General features: G+C 72.5%; 18 protein-coding genes and 4 pseudogenes. 9 read left to right on the top strand and 13 right to left on the bottom strand.

Going from position 1 to position 22,868, the window contains the following annotated elements; translation table 11 throughout:
- Positions 1–183: 183 nt before the first annotated feature.
- Entirely contained in the window at positions 184–501 is a 318-nt protein-coding gene (locus ACIG3E_RS31790) for a hypothetical protein (RefSeq protein WP_399623018.1), read from the bottom strand.
- Positions 502–623: 122 nt separating this feature from the next.
- A complete protein-coding gene (locus ACIG3E_RS31785; protein ID WP_399623017.1) occupies positions 624–2,042 on the bottom strand; it encodes an amidase in 1,419 nt (472 codons plus the stop codon).
- Between the two features lie 306 nt (positions 2,043–2,348).
- Here ACIG3E_RS31785 and ACIG3E_RS31780 point away from each other — a divergent pair, with 306 nt between their 5' ends.
- The gene (locus tag ACIG3E_RS31780; RefSeq protein ID WP_399623016.1) at positions 2,349–3,446 is read left to right on the top strand and encodes a LacI family DNA-binding transcriptional regulator; all 1,098 of its coding nucleotides are present in this window, start codon (positions 2,349–2,351) and stop codon (positions 3,444–3,446) included.
- A gap of 28 nt (positions 3,447–3,474) precedes the next feature.
- Here ACIG3E_RS31780 and trxA read toward each other — a convergent pair whose 3' ends face one another.
- The gene (gene trxA, locus ACIG3E_RS31775) at positions 3,475–3,855 is read right to left on the bottom strand and encodes a thioredoxin (protein ID WP_399623015.1); all 381 of its coding nucleotides are present in this window, start codon (positions 3,853–3,855) and stop codon (positions 3,475–3,477) included.
- Positions 3,856–3,972: 117 nt separating this feature from the next.
- Here trxA and ACIG3E_RS31770 point away from each other — a divergent pair, with 117 nt between their 5' ends.
- The gene (locus ACIG3E_RS31770) at positions 3,973–5,424 is read left to right on the top strand and encodes a dihydrolipoyl dehydrogenase family protein (RefSeq protein WP_399623014.1); all 1,452 of its coding nucleotides are present in this window, start codon (positions 3,973–3,975) and stop codon (positions 5,422–5,424) included.
- 64 nt (positions 5,425–5,488) lie between these two features.
- Here the strand turns inward: ACIG3E_RS31770 and ACIG3E_RS31765 are convergent, their stop codons facing one another.
- The 3 genes from ACIG3E_RS31765 to ACIG3E_RS31755 all read right to left on the bottom strand — a co-directional run bounded on the left by ACIG3E_RS31765 (position 5,489) and on the right by ACIG3E_RS31755 (position 8,234).
- Positions 5,489–5,755: a WhiB family transcriptional regulator gene (locus tag ACIG3E_RS31765; RefSeq protein WP_399623013.1), complete on the bottom strand. Its 267-nt coding sequence runs from the start codon at positions 5,753–5,755 to the stop codon at positions 5,489–5,491.
- Positions 5,756–5,803: 48 nt separating this feature from the next.
- Entirely contained in the window at positions 5,804–6,691 is an 888-nt protein-coding gene (locus ACIG3E_RS31760; protein ID WP_399623135.1) for an aminoglycoside phosphotransferase family protein, read from the bottom strand.
- A 229-nt stretch (positions 6,692–6,920) separates the two neighbouring features.
- Entirely contained in the window at positions 6,921–8,234 is a 1,314-nt protein-coding gene (locus ACIG3E_RS31755; RefSeq protein WP_399623134.1) for a glycosyltransferase family 4 protein, read from the bottom strand.
- Positions 8,235–8,487: 253 nt separating this feature from the next.
- On the opposite strand from ACIG3E_RS31755, the pseudogene ACIG3E_RS31750 reads away from it, so the two are divergent.
- Together ACIG3E_RS31750 and ACIG3E_RS31745 are read left to right on the top strand one after the other, a co-directional pair.
- Positions 8,488–8,622, top strand: a pseudogene (locus tag ACIG3E_RS31750) (DNA-binding response regulator); the annotation flags it as partial.
- Positions 8,558–8,689 carry a hypothetical protein gene (locus ACIG3E_RS31745; RefSeq protein ID WP_399623012.1) on the top strand — a complete coding sequence of 44 codons (132 nt, stop codon included), beginning with the start codon at positions 8,558–8,560 and terminating at the stop codon, positions 8,687–8,689. The pseudogene ACIG3E_RS31750 and the gene ACIG3E_RS31745, both read left to right, overlap by 65 nt.
- Before the next feature lie 27 nt (positions 8,690–8,716).
- Here ACIG3E_RS31745 and ACIG3E_RS31740 read toward each other — a convergent pair whose 3' ends face one another.
- On the bottom strand, positions 8,717–9,061 hold the full coding sequence (locus ACIG3E_RS31740; RefSeq protein ID WP_138963309.1) for a tetratricopeptide repeat protein: 345 nt from the start codon (positions 9,059–9,061) through the stop codon (positions 8,717–8,719).
- 148 nt (positions 9,062–9,209) lie between these two features.
- On the opposite strand from ACIG3E_RS31740, the gene ACIG3E_RS31735 reads away from it, so the two are divergent.
- Positions 9,210–10,175, top strand: coding sequence for a pirin family protein (locus tag ACIG3E_RS31735; RefSeq protein ID WP_399623011.1), 966 nt, complete (start codon positions 9,210–9,212; stop codon positions 10,173–10,175).
- Positions 10,176–10,408: 233 nt separating this feature from the next.
- Here the strand turns inward: ACIG3E_RS31735 and ACIG3E_RS31730 are convergent, their stop codons facing one another.
- From ACIG3E_RS31730 to ACIG3E_RS31720, 3 genes and pseudogenes are all read right to left on the bottom strand, one after another.
- The gene (locus tag ACIG3E_RS31730; protein WP_399623010.1) at positions 10,409–11,530 is read right to left on the bottom strand and encodes a sensor histidine kinase; all 1,122 of its coding nucleotides are present in this window, start codon (positions 11,528–11,530) and stop codon (positions 10,409–10,411) included.
- Positions 11,527–12,123, bottom strand: a complete 597-nt coding sequence (locus ACIG3E_RS31725) for a response regulator transcription factor (protein WP_399623009.1) — start codon at positions 12,121–12,123, stop codon at positions 11,527–11,529. Before ACIG3E_RS31725 ends, ACIG3E_RS31730 begins: the two co-directional genes overlap by 4 nt.
- 288 nt (positions 12,124–12,411) lie before the next feature.
- A pseudogene (locus ACIG3E_RS31720) lies at positions 12,412–12,570 on the bottom strand (esterase); the annotation flags it as partial.
- Positions 12,571–12,596: 26 nt separating this feature from the next.
- Here ACIG3E_RS31720 and ACIG3E_RS31715 point away from each other — a divergent pair.
- The 3 genes and pseudogenes from ACIG3E_RS31715 to ACIG3E_RS31705 form a co-directional block, all read left to right on the top strand.
- Positions 12,597–12,729, top strand: a pseudogene (locus ACIG3E_RS31715) (TerD family protein); the annotation flags it as partial.
- A gap of 173 nt (positions 12,730–12,902) precedes the next feature.
- Positions 12,903–14,162 (top strand): DUF418 domain-containing protein, encoded by a 1,260-nt coding sequence (locus tag ACIG3E_RS31710; RefSeq protein ID WP_399623008.1) that lies wholly within the window; start codon positions 12,903–12,905, stop codon positions 14,160–14,162.
- Between the two features lie 406 nt (positions 14,163–14,568).
- Positions 14,569–14,874: pseudogene (locus ACIG3E_RS31705) on the top strand (cation:proton antiporter); the annotation flags it as partial.
- 46 nt (positions 14,875–14,920) lie between these two features.
- Here the strand turns inward: ACIG3E_RS31705 and ACIG3E_RS31700 are convergent.
- Together ACIG3E_RS31700 and ACIG3E_RS31695 are read right to left on the bottom strand one after the other, a co-directional pair.
- The gene (locus ACIG3E_RS31700; RefSeq protein ID WP_399623007.1) at positions 14,921–16,711 is read right to left on the bottom strand and encodes an ABC transporter ATP-binding protein; all 1,791 of its coding nucleotides are present in this window, start codon (positions 16,709–16,711) and stop codon (positions 14,921–14,923) included.
- 355 nt (positions 16,712–17,066) lie between these two features.
- On the bottom strand, positions 17,067–17,723 hold the full coding sequence (locus tag ACIG3E_RS31695) for a class I SAM-dependent methyltransferase (protein ID WP_399623006.1): 657 nt from the start codon (positions 17,721–17,723) through the stop codon (positions 17,067–17,069).
- 222 nt (positions 17,724–17,945) lie between these two features.
- Here ACIG3E_RS31695 and ACIG3E_RS31690 point away from each other — a divergent pair, with 222 nt between their 5' ends.
- Positions 17,946–20,600: an RICIN domain-containing protein gene (locus tag ACIG3E_RS31690; RefSeq protein WP_399623005.1), complete on the top strand. Its 2,655-nt coding sequence runs from the start codon at positions 17,946–17,948 to the stop codon at positions 20,598–20,600.
- 93 nt (positions 20,601–20,693) lie between these two features.
- On the opposite strand, the gene ACIG3E_RS31685 is transcribed toward ACIG3E_RS31690, so the two are convergent.
- Positions 20,694–22,721, bottom strand: a complete 2,028-nt coding sequence (locus tag ACIG3E_RS31685; RefSeq protein ID WP_399623004.1) for a non-reducing end alpha-L-arabinofuranosidase family hydrolase — start codon at positions 22,719–22,721, stop codon at positions 20,694–20,696.
- Positions 22,722–22,868 lie beyond the last annotated feature (147 nt).

The following is a 22,868-nucleotide window of genomic DNA, read 5'->3' as shown; positions in this document are numbered from 1 at the left end:
GACCTTGAAGCTATTTCGCACAAGACGGCCCTGGGTGGCCGGGAAGTGCCGTTGTGGTGAACGACGGCCGCGCCACGCCGTCCGTTCACGCACCACACGGGGGATTCCTTCCAATAGACCACGCGCGTGCGCTTCCCGCACGGGATGGCCGAAACGGCACGTCCGCCCCTGGGGGAGCGCCGGTCAGTCGCGGGGCGCGGGGTGCTCGACGCGGTACTGCTCCGCGAGCTCGTCGAAGACGTCGCTGGTCGGCCCGCCCAGGACGGCCGGATGGGCGCCGCCCACGAAGGACCGCACCCGGTCCGTGACCTCCGCCGCCTTCGCGGCGCTCGCGTAGATGCCGAGCACCAGGGAGCCGTCACCCGCGGTGAAGCCCCAGGGCACCTCGCAGGGCCCGGCGTGGTCCTCGACGGGACACAGCAGGCGGGCGAGGGGTTCCTGGAGCGCGAGCGCCGCTTGGGTGTCGGCGAAACCGTGGATGTGGATCTCGTAGAGCTGCACGGGCCAGACGGTAGACGGCGCTTTCACGAGGCGCACGGCATTTTCGGGCGCCGCATCAGGCTTCCACGCGCCCCGTCGTCGCCGCTTCGCCCCCCGGGGAGGCCCCGGCGGCCCCGCCCCGCTCAGGGCGCCGCCCGCGTGTCCGCGGGCTCCGGCCAGTGCGCGTGCCAGCGCCGGTCCGCCTCCAGCTGGGCCGCCAGGGAGATGAGCAGCGGCTCGCTGCCCGCGGGGCCGAGGAGCTGGGCGCCCACGGGAAGCCCGCCCGCGACCCGCCCCGCGGGCACGTTCACCCCCGGCCAGCCGAGCACGTTCCACGGCCACGCGTACGGGCACGCCGCGATCATCGCCTGGTCCGTGCGCAGGGCGCTGAGCCCCGCGAGGGCCCCGACGGGCGGCGGCGGGGTGGCCGTCGTGGGCGCGAGGACCACGTCGTACGTGGCGAAGACGGCGCCGACCCGGCGTTGCAGGGTCGCCTCCGCCCGGCGGGAGAGCCGCAGCGGCGCGCCGCCAAGGAGCCGCCCGAGCCGGGCGGCCTCCTTGGTGCGCGGGTCGAGCAGGGCGGGGTCGGGCACCTCGCGCACCCAGTCGGCGACGCCCGCCGTGGCCCGGGGCACGAAGGCCAGGCCGATCTGGCCGTAGCGCGGGTCGGCCTCCTCCACGTCGTGCCCGAGCGCGGCCAGGCGGTCGGCGAGCTCCACGACCTTGGCGCGCACGAGGCGGTGCAGCCGCTTGGGCGTGGCCGTGAACGGCGTGCGCAGGGAGAGCGCGACGCGCAGCCTGCCCGGCTCGCGCGTGGCGGCCTCGGCGGCGCGGATCGCGGGCGGCTGGTGCGGGTCGTCGAGGTGGTTGCCGCTCGCCGCGTCCAGGAGCAGCGCGGCATCGGCCACGGTGCGCGCCAGCGGGCCGTTGACGGTGATGCCGTTGAACGCCTCGGGCCACGGCCACGTCGAGATGCGCCCGCGCTGCGGCTTGATCCCCACGAGATGGGTCCACGCGGCCGGGATCCGCACCGAGCCCGCGCCGTCCGAGCCGAGCGCCACCGGCACCAGGCCCGCCGCGACCGCCGCGGCGGAGCCGCCCGACGAACCGCCCGGCGTGTGACCGGTGTTCCACGGATTGCGGGTGGCGCCGAAGGCGGGCCCTTCCGTGAACGGCCACTGCCCCAGCTCGCACGTGTTGGTCTTGCCGACGATGACCGCGCCCGCCGCCCGCAGCCTGCGCACCGCCTCCGCGTCCCGCGCCTTGGGCGGGAAGTCGCCGGGGCAGCCGAACGCCGTCGGCTCGCCCGCCACGTCCGTGTCGTCCTTCACCGCGAGTGGCACCCCGAGCAGCGGGGCACGGGCGCCGCTCGCCAACCGCCGGTCCGCGGCGTCCGCTTCGGCGAGCGCGGCCTCGGCGCGCACCACGCGGAAGGCGTTGAGCGTGGGCTGGGTCGCCAGGATCCGGCTCAGCGTCCGCTCGGTGAGTTCGCGCGCGGACACCTCGCCCGCGCTGAGCGCGCGGACGGTCTCCGCGAGGCCTTCGGAACGGTCGCTGCTCATGTGGGGGCACCTTCGGTCGGGCGGCGCGGCCGCGGTTGCTTACCGCACGGTAGCTTCCGGCGGGCCAACGCGGTATCAGGACGGCGGAGTTCACTCCCGCCCGCCGCGCGCGCTCCGTGCCGACGCGGCGCGCGTGAGCGGCGTGTGCCGCCCCGGCCGAGCCGCGTGTGCGCGGTCAGCGGCGTGCGTGACCTCCCGCGCTACCAGCCACGATGGCGTGCGCGCCCGTGCCCCGTCGCCTGCCCGGCAGCGCCCCCGCGCCCGCCTGGGTGCGCCCCGGGGCCGTCTGGAAGGATTGCCTTCGTCATGGTGCAGATACCGAAGCAGCAGGCCGCGCCGGATCCGGCGCCGACCGCGCCGAGCCCGCCACCCGACCCCGAGCCGCAGGACGCCGACCAGCGCGTGCCGCACCCCGTTCCGACCAGCGCCGACGTCGCCCGCCTCGCGGGCGTCTCGCGCGCCACCGTGAGCTACGTCCTGAACAACACCCGTGCCGTGCGCATCAGCGAGCCCACCCGCCGTCGCGTCCGCGAGGCCGCCAAGGAGCTCGGCTACGTCCCGCACGCCGCCGCCCGCAGCCTGCGCGCCGGGCACACCCGCATGGTCCTCATGCCCACGCCCCAGATCCCCGTGGGCCCGCTCTTCAACCAGTTCTTCAGCGAACTCCAGTGGGCGCTCAGCCGGTTCGACTACACCGTCGTGCAGTACGGCAGCCTCGGCCTCACGGGTGAGGAGGCCGCCCGCGCCTGGGCCGAGCTGCGCCCGGTCGCGGTGCTCGCCCCCGACGCGACCGCGCTCGGCGCCCGCGGCGTCTCCGTCCTCAAGCGCTCGGGCGCCAAGGCGGTGTTCACGCTCGGCCCGCAGCGCGCCGAGGGGGCGCACGCGCTGCTCATGGACCAGCGCCTGGTCGGCCGCAGCGCCGCCGAGCACCTGCTCGCCCGCGGCCGCCGCCGCATAGGCGTCGTGGTCCCCGAGGAGCCCGGGCTCGAACCCTTCTCGCGGCCGCGCCTGGACGGCGTGCGGGCCGCCGTGCGCGGCACGGGCGACGGCGGGGTGACCGAGCTGCCGCTGGGCTACGGCGAGGACTCCGCGGCCCGGCTCGCGGGCCGCTGGCGCGGGCTCGGCCTCGACGCCGTCTTCGCGTACAACGACGAGTACGCGATGCTCCTCATGCGCGCCCTCCAGGACGAGGGCATACGCGTCCCGGACGACGCGGCCGTCGTCGGCGCCGACGACCTGATGCTGGGGCGGCTCCTGCGCCCGCGCCTGAGCAGCGTCCGCATCGAGCTGCCGTCGGGCCGCGGCCTGGCCGAGCTCGTCGACCGGGTGGTGCGGGAGCCCGGGGCGCGGCCGGAGGTCCACGACGTCCTCGGTGCGAGCGTGGTGCACCGGGAGTCGAGCTGAGCCCCGGCCCCGCGCCCCGGAGCAGGCGTTACGCCCCCTGCTCCTTGGCCTGCTGCTCCGCGACCGACTTGCGGACCTCGTCCATGTCGAGCTTGCGGGCCTGACCGATCACGTCCTCCAGGGCGGACTCGGGCAGCGCGCCCGGCTGCGCGAACACCGCGACCTGGTCCCGGACGATCATCAGCGTGGGAATCGACTGGATGCCGAAGGCGGCGGCCAGCTCCGGCTGCGCCTCCGTGTCCACCTTGCCGAAGACCAGGTCCGGGTTGGCCTCCGCGGCCTTCTCGTAGACCGGCGCGAACTGGCGGCAGGGCCCGCACCAGGACGCCCAGAAGTCGATCAGGACGAAGTCGTTGTCCGTCATCGTCTGGTCGAAGTTTTCCTTCGTGAGCTCCACGGTCGTGCTCATGATGAGTCTCTCTTCCTGGTGGGGGCGAAGCCGTCGTGCACAACGGCCGCGGCGGCGGCCGTATTCCGCGCGCGTACCCGTGTGGCCACGCCGCACACCTGGCACCAGACTGGCCCCATGACGCAATCCACGGACGCCACGGGCGAAGCAGCGGACAACACGTACGACGTAGTGGTCATCGGGGCCGGACCAGTGGGGGAGAACGTCGCCGACCGGGCGCGCGCGGCGGGCCTCAGCGCGGCGATCGTGGAGAGCGAGCTGGTCGGCGGCGAGTGCTCGTACTGGGCCTGCATGCCCAGCAAGGCGCTGCTGCGGCCCGTCGTGGCCCGGGCGGACGCGCGCCGCGTGCCGGGCCTGCGCCACCTCGTCGAGGGCGCCCTCGACGCGTCCGCCGTCCTCGCCCACCGGGACGCGTACGCCTCCCACTGGAAGGACGACGGTCAGGTCGGCTGGCTGGACTCGATCGGCGTGGACCTGTTCCGCGGCCACGGCCGCCTCGCGGGCGCGCGCCGGGTGAGTGTGACCGCCGCCGACGGGACCGTCACGCGCCTCGCGGCCCGGCACGCCGTCGCGGTGTGCACCGGCAGCCGGGCCGTGGTGCCCGACCTACCTGGCGCCGCCGACGCGAAGCCGTGGACCAGCCGCGAGGCGACCAGCGCCGACCACGTGCCCGGCCGTCTGGTCGTGGTCGGCGGCGGCGTGGTCGGCGTGGAGATGGCCACGGTCTGGCAGGCGCTCGGCTCCCGCGTGACCCTGCTGGTGCGCGGCGAGGGCCTGCTGCCCAAGATGGAGCCGTTCGCCGGGGAGCTCGTCGCCGACGCGCTGCGCGAGGCGGGCGCGGACGTACGGACGGACACCTCGGTGAAGGCGGTGCGCCGGGACGGCGCCACGGTCACCGTCGAGCTCGAAGGGGGCGAGAGCATCGAGGCCGACGAGATCCTCTTCGCCACCGGCCGCGCCCCGCGCACCGACGACCTCGGCCTGGACACGGTCGGCCTGGAGCCCGGCGCGTGGCTGCCCGTCGACGACAGCTGCCAGGTCGCGGGCAGCGACTGGCTGTACGCCGTGGGCGATGTGAACCACCGGGCGCTCCTGACCCACCAGGGCAAGTACCAGGCGCGGATCGCGGGCGCCGCGATCGCCGCCCGCGCCCAGCGGGTCCCCCTCCTGGAGACCGACCGGTGGGGCGCCCACAGCGCGACCGCCGACCACGACGCCGTCCCGCAGGTCGTCTTCACCGACCCGGAGGCGGCGTCGGCGGGCCTCACCCTCGCCGCCGCGAAGGAGGCGGGCCACCGCGTGCGCGCCGTCGACTACGACCTCGCGTCCGTCGCCGGGTCGGGCCTGTACGCCGACGGGTACCGGGGCCGCGCCCGCATGGTCGTCGACCTGGACCGCGAGGTCGTCCTCGGCGTCACCTTCGTCGGCCCCGGCGTCGGCGAGCTCATCCACTCCGCCACGGTCGCCATCGCGGGCGAGGTGCCCATCGACCGCCTGTGGCACGCGGTCCCGGCGTACCCGACGATCAGCGAGGTGTGGCTGCGGCTCCTGGAGACGTACCGGGGCTGACGGGGACCTTCAGCTGACCGCGAGCCGCACCGTCAGCAGGGCACGGCCGGACGGCGGCCGTGCCCTACGCCCGCCTCCGGGCGGCCCGGGAAGGCCGCAGCGCCGCGAGTTCGTCCTCGCCCTTGCCGCCCCAGACGCCCGACGTCTGGCCGGAGCGCAGTGCGTACGTGAGGCACTCACGCGTCACCGCGCAGTGCTCGCAGATGCGTTTGGCCTCCTCCTGTTCCTGTTCGGCCGGTCCGGAGTTGCCGACGGGGAAGAACAGCTCAGGGTCCTCATCAGCACACGCGGCCCGGTGGATCCAGTCCTGTCGCAGGGGCACCGTTTCCATGCGGCGGCGAGTGCCCGGGAACGAAGGGGACGAAACGGCGTCCTCCGGTCAGCCGTCCGCGAGGATCGCCTCCAGATGCCGGAGCGCCGTCGTCACGCGGGCCGGTTCCTGCTGGAAGAACGGGTCGTCGGGCACCGGCAGCGACCCGGCGAGCGCGATGCCCCGCCCGCGCGCCCACGTGGCGTCATCGGCGCCGAGCGCCGCCCGGAACGTGGCGCGGGCCCGCGCGGGCAGGAACATCCACGCCGGGATCAGGTCGCACGCCGGGTCGCCCACGGCAAGGGTCCCGAAGTCGATGACGGCGCTCAGCCGCCCCTCGACCGCCAGCAGGTTGCCGGTCGCCAGGTCGCCGTGCAGCCACACCGGCGGACCGTCCCAGGCGGGCGCCGCGAGGGCCTGCTCCCACACCGCCGTGACCGTGTCGGTGTCGACCGTGCCGTCCAGCTTCGCGATCTTCGCCCGTACGGTGGAGTCGGCGGCCAGCTGTGGGCACTCGGTGCCCACGCGCGTGCCCCGGAAGGCGTTGCTCCACTGCGGCGGCGGCCCGTCCGTCGCGTCGATGCGCTGCAACGCCCGGATGAACTCGGCGAGTTGGACCGCGGCCTCGTGCGGATCCGCCAGGCCGTCCGTCGTGGCGGGCTCGCCCGGAAGCCAGCGGCAGACCGACCACGGGAACGGATACCCCTCGCCCGGCTCGCCCTGCGCCAGCGGCCGCGACACCGCGAGCGGCAGCTGCGGCGCCAGCCACGGCAGCCAGCGCTGCTCCCGTTCGACCTGGCCGGTCCAGCGGGCGTAGCGGGGCAGCCGCAGCGCCATGTCGTCGCCGAGCCGGAAGGTCGCGTTGTCCATGCCGGAGCGCGGCACCGGCGTCACGGGCAGGTGTGCCCAGCGCGGGAACTGCGCCGCGACGAGACGCCGTACCAGCGGCACGTCGATGGTGACCGCGACCTCGTCGTCGTCCTGGGCGTCCGGGACGTCCTGCTCGTCGGTGTCCTGCTTGTCGATGTACTGCTTGTCGTACGTCTCGTCGGTACCGCTCGATGACACGGGAACTCCTCGGCCGGACCGTGTGCCCGGCGCCTTCGTCGACCTGGTGGAAGGTGTCCCATCCCACCCGTCGGCCGGATCCGCTGTCCACCGGGTTTCCGACGGCGACTAGCGCGCCTTAGTTGCTGCTGGCGGTAACCGGCGTCCGGGCCTCGCGCAGCGCCCGGTCCGGCCCCGCGGAGCCTGCCGCGGACGGCGCGGGGACCGCGGCGCCGCCCCCGCCAGGACCGCGCAGCCGCCGCAGCGCGCGCCGCGCCCGCGCGGGCAGGATCCGCCGCCAGGCCCGCCTACGGCGGGCGGAGCGCAGCTCGGCGAAGAGGAGTTCGTGCCGGGCCGCGATCGGCTCCGGGTCGTAGCGGCGGGCGCTCTCCAGGGCGGCGGCGCCCATCGCACGCCGCCGCGGCGCGTCCTCGATGAGTTCGAGCAGCGCCTTGGCGAGCGCGGCCTCGTCGCCCGTCGGCACCAGGCGGCCGTCGTGGCCGTCAGTGATGATCTCGGCGGGGCCGAGCGGGCAGTCGGTGCTCACCACCGGCACGCCGCACCGCATGGCCTCCACCAGCGTCATGCCGAACGACTCGGCGTCCGAGGCGGACGCGACCACGGAGGCCCGCGCGAACTCCGGCTCGATCGGCGAGCGCACCCCCATCAGCTCCACCCGCCCGCCAAGGCCCAGCTCCTCGACCGCGCGCTCCAGCGGCTCCTTCTGCTGGCCGCCGCCGTAGATCCGCAGCCGCCAGTCGGGGTGCCGCTCCGCGACCGTGGCGAACGCCGACACCAGCAGGCCGAACCGCTTGCCGGGCACGAGCCGCCCGGCCGCGGCGACGACCTTGGCGGTGCCGTCCGAGGGCGGGACCTGCGGCCGGGGCACCATGTTCGGGATGCCCAGGATCCGCACCCCCGGCAGCGGCATCCGTCTGCGGTAGACCTCCGCGTCGGCCTCCGTGGTCGTCACCAGGGCGTCCAGACGGCGGTAGTGGCGCGCGAGTTGGGCGCGGAGCCGCTTGCTGTGCGCGTCGTGCCGCAGGTGCTCCTGGCCGACGAGCAGCGCGCGGCGCGGGCCGAACCGCGCGAGGTACACATTGATCCCCGGCCGCGTACCGACGATCACGTCCGCGTCGCAGCGCCGCAGATACGCCGCGACGCGCGCGTCGTGCAGGCGCGTGTACTGGTGGTGGCGCCGCTCCGCCGACGGGAACGCCTCGGCGGGCTCGGCGAACAGCGGATCGAGCGTGTCCGCGCTCCCCGCCCTGACGTCCACCAGCGGTACGAGCCGCACTCGCGGGTCGACCGCGAAGCGCGGCCGCTCGCGGTGGCGCATCAGCGAGACGACGGTGACGTCGTGGCGCTCGGACAACGCGGACGCGAGGTTGAGGGTGGTGCGGATGGTGCCCCCCACCCCGTACACGTTGTGCAGCAGGAACACGACCTTCAGAGCCTTCATGCGGAGCTTTCCCCTCGGCGGTGCTCGACAGATCCGCGCGTGGGTCGGGACGCGCGGCGACATGACGCGGCGGAAACGCAGGCCACCCTTCCGCGCCCGGGTAAGCCGGGATTCCGGCCACGGTGAGAGGACGGTGAGAACGCGGCCGCGCGCCGGTGGAAGCAGGGGCGGTTGGCAGACTAACGGGAGGCCGCACACCGAGCCGTATCGCAACACGCCGACTCCCGGCGGCCCACCGCACACCGTGCTCCTCGCCGAGGACGACCGCGCCATCCGCAACGCCCTGGAGCGCGCCCTGACCCTGGAGGGCTACCGTGTCACGGCCGTCGCCGACGGCGTCACGACGCGGCCCCGGCATCGCGGCCACCGACCTCGCCCGCACGGTGTTCGCCGGGGCGAGGCCCGGGGGAGGGGCGGTGGTGGGCTTCACCCTGGGCGAGGCGTGAGGCCGGGGCACGCCCCGGCCTTTCGTCCTACAGGACCGGCTCGCCGTCCAGCGCGGCGGCCATCCGCAGGTGCGGTACGGCCTCCGCGTCCCGGCCCTGCCGTTCGAGGGTGCGGCCCAGCATCAGCCGGGCGTAGCTCTCGACGGGGTCGAGCTCCAGGACCGCGCGCAGCTCCGTCTCGGCGCGGCGCAGCTGGGCCGAGTGGTAGTAGGCGCGGGCGAGCAGCAGCCGCGGCGCGACCTGCTCGGGCACCTCGTCGGCCAGCGGGGCGAGGATGCGCGCCGCCGTCGCGTACTCCTTGGCGTCGAAGAACTGCCCCGCCCGCTCCCAGCGCTCGGCGGCGGTGCCGTGGTCGTAGTAGGTGATGTTCACTGTTTGCCTCCTCGACGGCCCACAACAGCACTAGGTAATTGAATATTCCACTATGTAGGGGCGGTGGGTACGGGGGGCCCGCCCCGGCGCCGGACGGCACGAAGGCGGATGCTGACGGGCCGGGCCCCTCGGGGCTAGGTTGGGCGGCATGAGCAATCTTGATCGCCAGGCGGTGCCGTCCCCCTGTGGCGGCCGCGGGTTCGTCGTCGCGGAACCGGTGCGGGAACTCCTCAGCCCTCGACGCGTGCGGCTCGGCGAGTCCACCGAGGTCCGCCGACTCCTGCCGAACCTGGGGCGGCGCATGGTGGGCGCCTGGTGCTTCGTCGATCACTACGGCCCCGACGACATCGCCGACGAGCCCGGCATGCAGGTGCCGCCGCACCCCCACATGGGCCTGCAGACCGTGTCGTGGCTGCACGAGGGCGAGGTCCTGCACCGCGACAGCACCGGCAGCCTGCAGACGGTCCGCCCCCGCGAGCTGGGCCTGATGACGTCGGGCCGCGCCATCTCCCACTCCGAGGAGAGCCCCAAGGCCCACGCCCGCCTCCTGCACGGCGCGCAGCTCTGGGTGGCGCTGCCGGACGCCCACCGCCACACCGAGCCGCACTTCGAGCACCACCCCGACCTGCCGGTCGTCACCGCCCCGGGCCTGAGCGCCAAGCTCCTGCTCGGCACCCTCGACGGCACCACGTCGCCCGGTACGACGTACACCCCCATCGTCGGCGCGGACCTGACCCTCACCCAGGGCGCCGACCTGCGCCTCCCCCTCGAAACCGACTTCGAGTACGCCGTCCTGTCCATGTCCGGCGAGGCCCACGTGGACGGCGTCCCCCTACTTCCCGGCTCCATGCTCTACCTGGGCTGCGGCCGCACCGAACTCCCCGTACGCGCCGCGTCCGACACCAGCCTCATGCTCCTCGGCGGCGAGCCGTTCGAGGAGGAGCTCATCATGTGGTGGAACTTCATCGGCCGCACCCAGCAGGACATCGAACAGGCCCGCACCGACTGGATGACGGGCACGCGCTTCGGCGAGGTGAAGGGCTACGACGGCGCACCGCTGCCCGCCCCCGAGCTGCCGCCGGTGGCGTTGAAGCCTCGGGGGAGGGTGCGCTGACCTGGGAGGTCCCCAAGAGCGACCAAGATCTACCGGGGCAGCCTCGGATTTCGCGGCGCCGGAGCCGGGCCCGCCACGACGGGTGCGGTAGCAAGCGCAGTCGTATCGGGTTGGGGCCGGAGAAGCGGTCCGCTCAGCGGTCCAACAACGGCCGCGCGCGGCTTGGTACGGAACCCGCCGATCGAGGCGCCCTCAGGGCACCGCCCCACTGGGTGTTCTGCGAGTTTCGGCGGTCAGGCGGGCCGGACGGGGGCTCGTAGTTCGATCTTGTAGCCGCCGTCCGGCGTGGGCTCGGCCGTGAGGGTGCCGTCGACGAGCTCGGCGCGTTCTTTCAGGCCGATGAGGCCGTGGCGGGCGCTGGGGAGGGCGACGGTCGGGCGGGTGGGGGCGGTGTTGGTGATGGTGACGCCGAAGCGGTGGGCGTCGTGCCACAGGCGGATGTCGGCGCGGGCTCCCGGGGCGTGTTTGCGCATGTTGGTGAGGGCTTCCTGGACCGTGCGGTAGATGGTGCGCTGAGCGGTGGTGCTGATGCCAGGAGGAAGCTCTCCGGTCAGGGTGGTCTCGATGCCGCTGTTGGCGATGAGCTGCCGGAGGTCGGCAAGGGTGGGCTGGGGGGTGAGTTCGGTTGCCCTGCCGCCGGAGGCGCGGAGCAGGGCGACCATGTGGCGGAGTTCGTCGAGGGTGTTCGCGCTCAGGGTGCGGATGGTGCGGGCGGCCTCGCGGGCATCGGGGTCCTTGGCGGCCATCTGCAGGGCTCCGGCCTGGACGGCGATGAGGCTGACCTGGTGGGAGACGACGTCGTGCATCTCGCGGGAGAGTTGGGCGCGTTCGCGGGCGAGGACGGTCTGGGCGTAGAGGGCGCGTTCGTGTTGCCGGGCCTCCTTGACCTCGACGAGCTGGCGGGCCACGTCGTGTCTGGCCTGCACGAGCTGGCCGAACAGGACGGGGACGAAGGCCGTGGCGAGCGTGTAGACGAATTGGACGAGCGTCCAGGTCCGGTCGCCGTCGAACGCGTCGGACCACGGCCACAAGACGGTGGCCGCAGTGGCGTTCAGCAGGGCGCAGCCGGCGAGCAGCGGGCGGTTGCGGGTGGACGCGGCGAGTGTGTACAGGGCGGCGATCGGCGCGACCGCGACGTCCATGAACAGAGTCATGGGCAGGGTCAGCAGGAAGGCGGCCAGCGGGAAGCGCCTGCGCAGGAGCAGACTGACGGAGCCTGCGGCGGCGCAGGCCCACATCACAGGGGTGCCTTCGCCCAGGAGGTTGATCCAGGCGTCGAGCGCGGCCAGCACCACGAGGCCGGCGTCGACGGCGCGGGGCGGAACGTGCTGCCACGGTGCCCGGTGCGTGCTCATCGTCCGTTGTCCCGTGCCGTGTTGTCGTCGTTGTGGGTGAGCAGTCCGGCGCGCTCGGCGAGGAGTGCGGCCTGGCCGCGGCTGGAGACCCGCAGCTTGGCCAGGATCGAGCTGACGTGGTCCTTGACGGTGCCCGCGCTCAGGTGGATGCGGGTGCCGATGTCGGCGTTGGAGAGTCCTTCGGCGACCAGGACGAGGACGTCGCGTTCCCGGTCGCTGAGGAACCCGACGCGCGAGACGTCCGCGTCCCGGGGTGCTCCGGCCGCCGGGTGGCTGCGGAGCAGAGCGCGTGATGCCTTCGGCGACACGACGACGCCGCCCGCGGCCAGGGTGCGGACCAGCTGGGCGAGCTGTTCGGGCTCGGCGTCCTTGAGGAGGAAACCGGAGGCTCCCGAGCGCGGCGCGGTCAGGCCGTCCACGTCCGGCATGCGGATGTCGAGGGGCACGACGTCCGGCAACTCGCGCCGGACCACGTCGGCAGCCTGCGCCCCTTGCGCCGTCGCCACGACCTCGATGCCGTCGGACGCGTTCAGGACCATCGGGAAACCGGACCGCGCCAGGGCCTCGTCGTCCACCACCACTACCCGGATCACCAGCGTCCCGCCTCACACTGTCGTCTGCGCTGTCGCGCTGCTCGGCCCGCGCATCCGGGGGTCCCGCGTGCTCGTACCGGTTCGCCTGACGTCGACCGTACGCCGGGCAGGGTACGTAGTGGCGTGATCACCCACGGACTGTGGACACCCGGCGGGTCGGCTCCAGCCGTTCGGGGGTGCGCTCCGGCCGGTCGGCAGGCCGGCGGGTGAGGCTCGGCGGATGGCGTCCGCCGTGCTCGTACCGTGGGATCGTTCTCCAGAACAGGTCGGCGCGGTTCCTCAGATTCTGGGCAGGTCGCGGGCGAGGAACGTCCTGGCCTGCGGGCCTCCGGGGACGTCCACGCACGCGGTGTCGCGAGGGGGTGCGACGGTCGGGCGCGGCATCACCAGGACCATCGGCTGCGTCTTTCCCTGGGCCGTCAGGCGGTGGGCCGTCGTCGGATACTTCTGTATCCAAGGACGGCAACGTCTCGCTGAGCAAGAAGGCCCCGGGCCTCACCGCGGTCCAGGTCGGGCTGGGACGTACGCACCACAACGGGTGTCGACCAGGACCTGGACGCGAGCGCGCTGCTGTGCGGCGAGAGCGGCAAGGTCGCCTCCAGCATCGGCGAACCCGCCTCCGGGGCCACCTTCCAAGGCCTCCTGCCCGCCGTCGACCGCCACCTCTGATCCGTCCGCTCCGGCCCGCCGGTTGGCGGGGTGGTCCAGGCCGCTCGGCGGGGGCGTCACCGAAGCCTGCTGGATGGTCCGCCTCCCTACCCCACAGGGAGATTCTTCGTATGACACAGACACAGCCGCCGCAGGCGACGCCAGCTCCGCGGGAGAACGCACCTCCCGTGCCCGCAGCCTCGCCCGAGTCGGCCGGGAGACCCGCGGGCGGCCCCTCGACGGGACGCCTGGTCGGCGTGGACCTGGCCCGCGCGCTGGCGGTATTCGGCATGTACATCGTCCACATCGGCCCGGCCCTGTCGTCCACGCACGGGGTCGGCACCTGGGTGCGGTACATGGCCGACGGGCACTCGTCGGTCTTGTTCGCCACCCTCGCCGGGTTCTCGCTGATGCTGATCGCTGGCCGCCGTGAGCCGAAGACCGGCCTGGCGGGCCGGCAGGCAAAGGCCCGGATCGCGATCCGCGCCGTGGTCCTGCTGGCCCTGGGCACCGTGCTGGCGATGGAGTACGGGGGCGTGATCATCCTCGGCTTCTACGGCGTGTACTTCCTCCTCGCGCTGCCCCTGCTGCGGCTGTCCGCCAAGGCACTGGCGCTCACCGCGGCCGGGCTCGCGCTCGTCACACCGCAGCTGGCGTTCGTCCTGAACTCGCAGCTGAGCGAGTCCGTCCAGCGGACCATCGACGCCCACGACCCGCTCAAGAAGGTCAGCGAGGTCGGCGTCCTCGACCTGCTGCTCACCGGCTTCTACCCGACGATCACCTGGATGTCGTTCGTCGTCGCCGGCATGGCGCTGGCCCGCCTCGACCTCTCGGCCGTCTCCGTCCAGCGCCGCCTGGCCGCGCTCGGCGCCGCCCTGACCGCCGGTGCGTACGGCCTGTCCCTGCTCCTGGCGGGCAAGGACGCGCTGCGCAGCATGGCGGAGGACGGGAAGTCGTCGTCCGCAGGGTTCGAGAAGACGTCGTCCTTCGGCAGCGGATCCTTCGAGGCCCCCCAGCGGGCGGCCTCGGAACTGCTGTCCGCCGGACCACACAGCGGCACCACCTTCGACATCATCGGCAGCGTCGGCGTCGCCATCCTCGTGATCGTCGGCGCGACGGTGCTCATGGACCGACTGCCGCGGCTGCGCAGCCTTGCGAAGCCGGTCATCGCCGTGGGCACCATGTCCTTGACGGCCTACGTCGGCCACTTCCTCGCCCAGTCCATGCTCGGCGCATCGGCCGGCGAAAGCGCCCAAACGTCCTGGATCCCCGTGCTCACGTTCATTCTCGGGGCGATCGTGTTCGCCGCGGTCTGGTCCCGCTTCTTCCGCCGCGGACCACTGGAGGCGTTGCTCAACGCCGCCACCAAGCCGGCGAAGCACGTGCGATGACGCCGGGCCGGGGCGGTCGGCCTTCACGGTCCGCCCGCCCCGGTTCCGACGGTGCTTCGCGGCCCGCTCGGATCGGCCGTCGGGTCACGAAGCCCTGCGTGGCGCGCTTTCCACCCGGCAGAGCCGGCCCCCTTCTTGTTCCGTAGGTGTCGGCGCCCCGGAACCGGAATCCACATGACCTTCGTCCTGATCGTGATCACCGCGGTGACAGCCGGGTGGGCGCTCGTCGCCCGGGGCTTGAGCGGGGGCACGTCAGGGCTCCCGTGGTGCTGGTCCTCGCGGGTGTCGCCACCGGTCCACTCACCCACAGCCAGATCGCGGTCACGCTCAACTCCGAGATCGCCCAGCGCACACCCTCCTGCGGGCACTGGGCACGGCCGTTCCGTTCGCCGCGAAGGCCCTGGCCGTGGGCGTGGCCCTCGGTTCCCTGCTCACGGTGGCGGTCGGCCGCAACGGCTTCGTCGCCGCGTTCGTCTGCGGCATCGTCCTCCGGTACGTCCGGCAGACTCCGGCCCGGCGACACGAATCCTATGTACCCGACGTTTCGGACTTCCGCCTCGTCGAGGACACCAGCTCGATCATGGCCATGTGCATGTGGTTCTTCTTCGGAAACGCCACCGTGCTCGCCCTGGGCGACGGACTCCACGCGCCGACCGTGCTGCCCTGCCTCGCCGCGCTCACCGTCGTACGCATCGTTCCGATCCTGTTCGCCTTCAACGCCCTCCCCATGGCGGGAGCAGCCCTGCGGAGCACTCCACTCACACGGTGGGGCGCTCGGCCGGGAGCAGGAGCTGGGTCGCGGCGAGCTGGGCGTACAGCTCGTCCTCGGCCACCAGCTCCTCGTGGGTACCGATCGCCCGGACCGTGCCGGCGTCCATGACGACGATGCGGTCGGCGTCCGTCACCGTGGACAGGCGGTGGGCCACCACCAGGACGGTGGTCTCGCGTGCCGTCTCGGCGATGACGTCCCGCAGCGCCAGCTCGTTGACCGCGTCGAGCTGCGAGGTCGCCTCGTCCAGGAGCAACAGCCGGGGCCTGCGCAGCAGCGCGCGGGCGATCGCGACGCGCTGGCGCTCGCCGCCGGACAGCTTCGAGCCGCGGTGTCCGACCAGGGTGTCCAGACCGTGCGGGAGCCGGTCGACGAGGGTGTCGAGCCTGGTTCGGGCGAGGACGGCGCGGATGTCGTCGTCCGTCGCGCCGGGTGCGGCGAGGACCAGGTTCTCCCGCAGCGTGCCGGCCAGAACCGGCGCGTCCTGCTCGACGTATCCGATGACGGACCGCAGCTCGGACAGCGGCCACTGCCGGATGTCCGTGCCGTCGACCAGGATGCGCCCGCCGGTCGTCTCGTGGAACCGCTCGATGAGTGAGAAGACCGTCGACTTACCCGCACCCGAAGGCCCGACGAAGGCCGTCATCCCGGCGCCCGGCACCTCGAAGTCCACCCGGCGGTGGATGTCGGGCAGCCCGGGCCCGTAGCGGAAGGACACGCCCTCGAAGCGGACCGACGCCGGACGCAGCTCGGTCCGCACCGGCTTGTACGCGGCCGGCGGCTCGGCCGCCAGACGGTCCACCTCCTTGATCCGAGAGATCGCGGCCGCGCCCTCCTGGTAGCTGGATGCGGCCTCGACCAGCTTGTACACAGGCTCCATCAGGTAGAACAGGTACAGCAGGAAGGCGATGAGCGTGGAGACGGGAATGTCCCCGGACGCCACCCGCGCTCCGCCGACCGCGAGGACCGCGAGGAACGCCAACTCGACGGCGAGGTTGTCTGCGGTACCCAGCAGGGCCTCCCACTTCGCGCCGCGCACGCCGTGGTGCCATGCCCGCCGGGCCGACGCCTCGACGCGGGCGGTCTCCCGCTGTTCGGCGCCGGACGCCTTCACCGTGCGCAGCGCGCCGAAGACCCGTTCCAGGCCGGTGGACATCTCTCCGACCGCGGCCTGGGAGCGTTCGGCGGCCTGTCCGATCTTCGGCATCACCAGGGCCGCGCCCGCGCCGACGACCGCGACCACGACGAGGGTGACGCCGAGCAGGACAGCGTCCAGGAAGGCCATCACCACGACCGCCGCGATCAGCGTCAGCGCCCCGGTCGCGGCGTTGACCACCGCCTGGGTGCTGACGGCCCGCAGCAGCGTGGTGTCGGAGGTCACCCGCGACATCAGATCGCCCGGCTGCATCCGGTCCACCGCCGTGAGCCGCAGCCGCAGCAGCCGGCCGATGAGGCTGCGGCGGGCGGCCAGCACCACCGACTCCGCCGTCCGCTCCAGCACATACGCGCCGAACGCCTCGGCCACCGTGCTCAGCAGCACCAGCACGGTCAGCGACAGCAGCACGGTGGCGAGCGTGCCACCGGACGAGAGCCGGTCGACGAGCGCCTTCGTGGCCAGCGGCTGCAGCAGCCCGCCGACGGCGCCCACCAGCGCCAGCAGCAGACCGAGTACGACGGCCCACCGGTGCGGGCGGACGTACCCGTACAGCGCCTTGAGCGTCTCGCGAAGACGCAGGGACTCGGCACCCGTCGTCGCCTCCGAGGCGGATGCGGTGTTCACAAGATTCCTTTCGTACGTGCTCTCCCGCGCAGCGCGTCAGCAGGCGGTGGACCCCAGCTCCTGCGCACGCTCTGTCACGCCACCAGCCTGGAAGCCCATGCCTTCCGTCGGCCATCCGACGGTCGTCGGCTACGCCCCCGCCAGGTGGCTGGAACCCCCGACCACACACTGTGACCGCTGGTGTTGAGCGTGCGGACAAGTGCCCTGCGCCCGCTGGTGACCTGGGTGGCGTAGCGCGCGACTCCCGTCAGGGGGGCGGGTGCGAAGGCGGTCGGAGCTCCCGCCGGTGGCGTTGACGCCGCGAGGCCGTGTGCGGTGGCCTGGGCGGTCGCGGGTGGGGGGACTCGTCAACCGGTCACCTCTGCCGCCAGACCAGGGTGTATCGCCAGAACAGACGGCGTCGCAGCCGAGCCCCGGGCAGGACGCGGCGAGCCTCACCGACGATCTCGCTGAAGCTCATGGTCGCGGGGCGGGTCGGGGCCGTCATGGAGACCGGCCGTGCTGCCCTGCGCCCCTTGTTCTTGATCCAGGCCATGGCGACGTTCATCGGAACCGCGGCGGCCCCGAGAAGGTGATCGCCAGGTGACCGCGCCCGGAACACTCCCACGACCACCAGGGTGCCGCCGGGTGCCAGGTGCTCGCGGAAGCGGGCGAGAGCGTCGGCGAACGGCAGATGGTGGACGGCGGCTACGCAGGTGATGACGTCGTAACGACCAGGCGGTATGTCGGTCAGCGCGTCTCCGACCGTGAAGGTGATCGGGGCGGTCGCCGCGGTGAGCTCCCGCGCTCGGGCAACGATCGTGGGGTCGGCATCGAGGGCCTGGACCGATCTGGCACGGGCGGTCAACCGTCGAGCCAGGTCACCACTACCGGACCCGACGTCGAGGGCCTCGCCGAAGCGCCCAGGAAGCTGACGCAGGATCCACCGGTGGTAATGGGCGTTGTGGTCCCACGGGTAGGCGGCGTGAAAGCGGTCGAGTGCCCGTACCGCACGGGACAGCGGCGTCGTCATGGCACAAGTCCACCATCCAGGTCGCCAGGCACTGTTCCCCCCTCACCACGGCAGGGACGAGCCGGACCGAGCACGCTTCACTTCAGAGGAACCGCGCCCAAAGAAGTCTCTGGCGCAAGGCAACCTTTGCGGTGCCTGTGACCACAAGGAGTCGGATCCGGTCACTGCGGTGCCTGGGTCCGTCTTTCTTTGGTGAACGGTATGCAAGGAGAACACCCCCTTATGAACACCTCCACGAACGGCGGGCGCCGCGGGCGTCACCGCCGCCGCTGGACCGCCACCGGCCTGCTGGTCGGCGTGCCCGCCGTCCTCGTGCCGTATCTCCTGATCGCGCAGGAGGACTCGCAGGCCGCGACGGTCGACGGCGACGCCTACTACCGGCTGATGTCCGTGCGGAGCGGCAAGGTGATGGACGTCAACGGCTTCTCCACCGCCGACGGCACCCGCATCCAGCAGTGGGCCGACCAGAACACCGCCAACCAGCAGTGGAGGCTGAGGCCCACCGGAGGCGGCTACTACGAGCTGGTGAACCGCAACAGCGGCAAAGTCCTGGGCATAGCGGGCGACTCGACAGCCAAGGGCGCCGCCGCCGAGCAGCAGACCGACAGCTCCTCCACCGCCCAGGAGTGGAGGATCGAGGAGGCGGGCGGGTCCGACGCCGTCACCTTCACCTCCCGCAGGAGCGGCCAGGTCCTGGGCGTCTCCAAAGGCGCCGGGTCCGAGGGCGTGGCAGTCGTCCAGAACCCCGGCACGGGCGGCACCGGCCAGCAGTGGAAGCTGGTGAAGGTGGCCGAGCACCGGGCGGCCGGGGACGGCACGGCGCGGACCACGGCCGCCGCCGGACCGTACGTGTGGAAGAACGCCCAGGTGGTGGGCGGCGGTTACGTCACAGGCCTGGTGTTCAACCAGCGGGAGAAGGGTCTGCTGTACGCGCGCACCGACATGGGCGGCGCCTACCGCTGGGACCCCGCGGCCGAGCAGTGGATCCCGCTGACCGACTGGCTCGGCGAGAAGGACTGGAACCTGCTGGGCATCGACGCGGTGGCCACCGACCCCGTCGACCCCAAGCGGCTCTACCTCACGGCGGGCACCTACACCAACGACTGGGCGGGCAACGGCGCGATCCTGCGCTCCACCGACCGGGGCCGCACCTTCAAGCGCACCGATCTGCCGTTCAAGCTGGGCGGCAACGAGGACGGCCGCGGGGCGGGCGAACGCCTTGCGATCGATCCCGCGGACAACAGCACCCTGCTCCTTGGCACCCGCAAGAACGGCCTGTGGCGCAGCACCGACTACGGCGTGACATGGCGGCAGGTCCCCTCGTTCCCCGTCAAGGACGGGGCGAGCAGCGGCGCGGGCATCTCCTTCGTGACGTACGGCCCGGCCGGTAGCAAGACGATCTACGTCGGCGTCGCCGACAAGTCCACGTCCCTGTACCGCTCCACCGACGGCGGCAGCACCTGGCAGGCCGTCTCCGGGCAGCCCACCGGCCAGCTGCCGCAGCACGGCGTGCTCTCCGGCGACGGCTCGCTCTACCTGACGTACACCGACAACCTCGGACCCAACGGCGTGACGGGGGGCTCGGTGTGGAAGTACACACCGGCCGGTGGCAGGTGGAAGGACATCTCCCCGTCCAAGGGCTCTTACGGGTTCTCCGGTCTGGCCGTCGACCCGCGCAAGCCGTCCACGGTGATGGTCACCACCCTCGGCCGCTGGTATCCCGAGGACGAGATCTACCGCAGCACCAACGGCGGCACGACCTGGAAGGCACTGGCCGCCAAGTCGGTGCGGAACGCCTCCGCCGCTCCCTACGTCGGCACCCACACCGGGCACTGGATGACCGCCCTGGCCATCGACCCCTTCAACTCCGGGCACGTGCTGTACGGCACCGGCAACGGCATCTTGCGCAGCAAGGACGCCAACGCCACCGACAGCGGCCGCACCAGCCACTGGAGCATGGGCGCCCGAGGTCTTGAGGAGACCGCGCTGATGGACGCGATCGCCCCTCCTGGCGGCGCCACCGTCATCACCTCCATGGGCGACCAGGGCGGCTTCCGGCACGACTCCCTGACCAAGGTGCCCGCCGGGCGACTGAAGAATCCGACGATGTCCAACAGCACCGACATCGACTTCGCCCAGTCCAAGCCCTCGATGATGGTCCGCGTCGGCCGTGGTGGCGCGCAGGACGGCGCCTACTCCACCGACGGCGGCCGCAGCTGGCAGGGGTTCAAGGCGGAGCCGGTGGCCGACGCCAAGGACGGCCATGTCGCGCTCGCGGCGGACGGCTCGACCATCGTCTGGACCCAGGCCGGTCAGGCCCCGTACCGCTCGACGGACCAGGGGGCGAGCTGGTCGAAGGTCAGCGGCCTCGGCACCGGGGCCGTGGTCGTCGCCGACCGCTCCTCGGCCGGGACGTTCTACTCGCTGTCCGGCGGCACGCTCTACGCCAGCACCGACGGCGGCGCGACGTTCACCGCCCGCGCCACCGGCCTGCCCGCCGACGGCCGACTCACGGCCGTGCCCGGCATCGCCGGGGACCTGTGGATCGCGGGCGGCGGCAAGGGGCTGCTGCACTCCACCGACGGCGGCCGCACCTTCACAGCGCTCACCACGGTGAAGTCCGCCTCCGCCCTCGGCTTCGGCAAGGCCGCGCCGGGCGCCTCCTACCAGGCCCTGTACCTGATCGGCACGGTCAAGGACGTCACCGGAGTCTTCCGCTCCACCGACAAGGGCGCCACCTGGCTCCGCGTCAACGACAAGGCCCACCAGTGGGGCGCCATCGGTGGTGTCGGCGTCATCACCGGCGACCCCGACACCTTCGGCCGCGTCTACGTCGGCACCAACGGACGCGGCCTCCAGTACGGCGACCCGTCCTGACCCTGACCCCCAGCGGGGCCGCGGGCCACTGAAGAGAGGAACCCCAGCCGGGATGCGGCTGGGGTTCCTCTCTGTGGTGCGTATCGAGACGGGTCAGCGCCTCAGGGTGAGGACGCCCGGTCGGTACGGCAGCTTCTCGTAGGGGGTGTTCGGCGGAATGTTGGGAGTCCTGCCCTGGTAGAGGAACTCCAGGTTGCAGGGGTCGACGGTCATGGTCTGGTCGGGGTTGGCGCGGACCAGGTCACCGTGGCTGATGTCGTTGGTCCAGGTGGCACCGCTGTTGGCCTTGCCCGCGAAGGGGTTGGACTCGGTGGCGGCCTGCGGGGTCCACGGACCGTTCAGGCTGGAGGCGGTGAACGAGCGGAAGAAGCGGTGCTCGTTCGCACCCCGAGCCTCAACGATCATGAGGTACTGGTTCTGGCCCTGGACCTTGTAGACCTCCGGCGCCTCGAACAGGTTCTTCGCCGTGTCGCTCATGACCGTGGTGTACGACGAGCCGAAGCTGCCCGGGAAGTTCCCGATCGGCAGGGTCGACTTATAGATCTTGCCGTTGTCATCGGCGAAGAACAGGTACATGTTCTGGCCGTCGGCGATCACGGTCGGGTCGATGGGGCCGCCTTGCGGGAGCTTGCCGGTGAACAGCGGCTGCGGGTCGGACCAGCCGTTGGGGTTGGTGGGGTCGCTGGACGTGCGGTAGGTGAAGGGCCAGGGGGTGCCCCACCCGTTGGAGGCAAGGACCCAGATGTTCTTGGGCGCGAAGTAGAACAGTTTGGGCGCCACCGAGCCCTTGCTCATGCCGGTCTGGGGGGCCGAGGCCATGTCGGACCAGTTCGTGAAGGGCTTGAACGCCATCGAGCCCCATCCCGATCCCGAAGCGTTCGTCCCGTAGACCAGGGTCTTGCCGTTGTACTTCACGGCCGTGAAGTCCTTCAGCGAGTACCACCCGTGCGACGGCTGCGCCAGCGGACCGGTCGAGTTCCACCGGTACGTCGACGGAAGGGCACACGCCTTGCCCTTCCGCGCCTTGTGGGCACCGGCCTTGGAGCCCCGGGCCTGGGGAGGTGTCCCGCTGCCGCCGCCCAGGGCGGCGAGCACCGCGTCGTAGGCGGGCTTCCTGTTGCCGCTGTCGTCGAACAGCAGCGGGTTCTTGCCGGTGCGCCACGAGTCCTTGTCGCGGATGCCCCACACCGTGATGCCCTTGCAGCGCGCGACGCTCAGGCATGCCTTGACGGCGTCGGCGTACGCGGTGGCGGGCGCCTGGGCGATGTCGAGCTCGGTGATCTGGACGTCCACCCCGAGCGCGGCGAACTTGGACAGGGTCTTCTGGAAGCTGGGCGGCGGGCCCCCGTTTTCGAAGTGGCTCTGGAATCCGACGCAGTCGACGGGCACGCCGCGGGACTTGAAGTCCTTGACCATCTGGTAGACGCCCTGGGTCTTGGCGTCGGACCAGTTCTCGATGTTGTAGTCGTTGTAGCAGAGCTTGGCCGCCGGGTCGGCCTTCCGGGCGGTGCGGAAGGCGTCCTCGATGAAGCGGTCGCCCAGCACCTTCTGGAACACGGAGTCGCGGCGCTGGCCGCTGCCGCCGTCGGCGAATGCCTCGTTGACCACGTCCCAGGCGTAGATCTTGCCCTTGTAGTGCTTCATCGTGGTGGTGATGTGCTTGTTCACCACACCGCGCAGGGTGTGGGCGTCGCGGATGGAGCCGACCCAGCTGGGCAGTTGGGAGTGCCAGACGAGGGTGTGGCCGCGCAGGCGCTGGCCGTGCGCGGAGGCGTGGCTGGCGATCCTGTCGGCGGGGGCGAAGTCGAACTTCCCGCGGGAGGGTTCGACGGTCTCCCACTTCATCTCGTTCTCCGGGGTGATCATGTTGAATTCCCGGTCGAGAAGGGTGGAGTACGTCGAGTCGCCGAGCTTGCCCGAGGCCACCGCCGTGCCGAAGTAGCGGCCCTTGGCGGCCGCCGCCTCGGCGGCCGTGGTCGGCGCGCGGTCCTTCGGCGTGTTCGCGGCGTTGGCGACCAGCGGTACGGCGGCACCCACGGCGGCGAGGACCACGGCGGCGGCGAGCACGCGGCGGGTTGCCGGACGGCGGCGATGAGAGCGGTTCTGATCTGGCAACGGCATGCCTTTCTGGGGTAATGGGCCTTGGTCGGGGCCCGGGTCACTGGCCAGTCGGCGCCACGCCCAAGAAGGGTTGCCGTGATCGGGAAGGGAATTTCGTCGAGCCGGAGATCGGCGCGGCCTCATCCCGTCCAGAGCCGGTCGGCGGTG

It is taken from the genome of Streptomyces sp. NPDC053474, assembly GCF_044544845.1.
In the GTDB taxonomy this organism is placed as follows: Bacteria; Actinomycetota; Actinomycetes; order Streptomycetales; family Streptomycetaceae; genus Streptomyces.
This window is presented reverse-complemented; position numbering and strand designations above follow the sequence as displayed.

What these genes read in the sequence shown, in the direction of transcription:
- ACIG3E_RS31785 (WP_399623017.1), bottom strand. Translation starts at nt 2,042, where the DNA reads ATGAGCAGCGACCGTTCCGAAGGCCTCGCGGAGACCGTCCGCGCGCTC.
- ACIG3E_RS31780 (WP_399623016.1), top strand. Translation starts at nt 2,349, where the DNA reads ATGGTGCAGATACCGAAGCAGCAGGCCGCGCCGGATCCGGCGCCGACC.
- trxA (WP_399623015.1), bottom strand. Translation starts at nt 3,855, where the DNA reads ATGAGCACGACCGTGGAGCTCACGAAGGAAAACTTCGACCAGACGATG.
- ACIG3E_RS31770 (WP_399623014.1), top strand. Translation starts at nt 3,973, where the DNA reads ATGACGCAATCCACGGACGCCACGGGCGAAGCAGCGGACAACACGTAC.
- ACIG3E_RS31765 (WP_399623013.1), bottom strand. Translation starts at nt 5,755, where the DNA reads ATGGAAACGGTGCCCCTGCGACAGGACTGGATCCACCGGGCCGCGTGT.
- ACIG3E_RS31735 (WP_399623011.1), top strand. Translation starts at nt 9,210, where the DNA reads ATGAGCAATCTTGATCGCCAGGCGGTGCCGTCCCCCTGTGGCGGCCGC.
- ACIG3E_RS31730 (WP_399623010.1), bottom strand. Translation starts at nt 11,530, where the DNA reads ATGAGCACGCACCGGGCACCGTGGCAGCACGTTCCGCCCCGCGCCGTC.
- ACIG3E_RS31710 (WP_399623008.1), top strand. Translation starts at nt 12,903, where the DNA reads ATGACACAGACACAGCCGCCGCAGGCGACGCCAGCTCCGCGGGAGAAC.
- ACIG3E_RS31695 (WP_399623006.1), bottom strand. Translation starts at nt 17,723, where the DNA reads ATGACGACGCCGCTGTCCCGTGCGGTACGGGCACTCGACCGCTTTCAC.
- ACIG3E_RS31690 (WP_399623005.1), top strand. Translation starts at nt 17,946, where the DNA reads ATGAACACCTCCACGAACGGCGGGCGCCGCGGGCGTCACCGCCGCCGC.
- ACIG3E_RS31685 (WP_399623004.1), bottom strand. Translation starts at nt 22,721, where the DNA reads ATGCCGTTGCCAGATCAGAACCGCTCTCATCGCCGCCGTCCGGCAACC.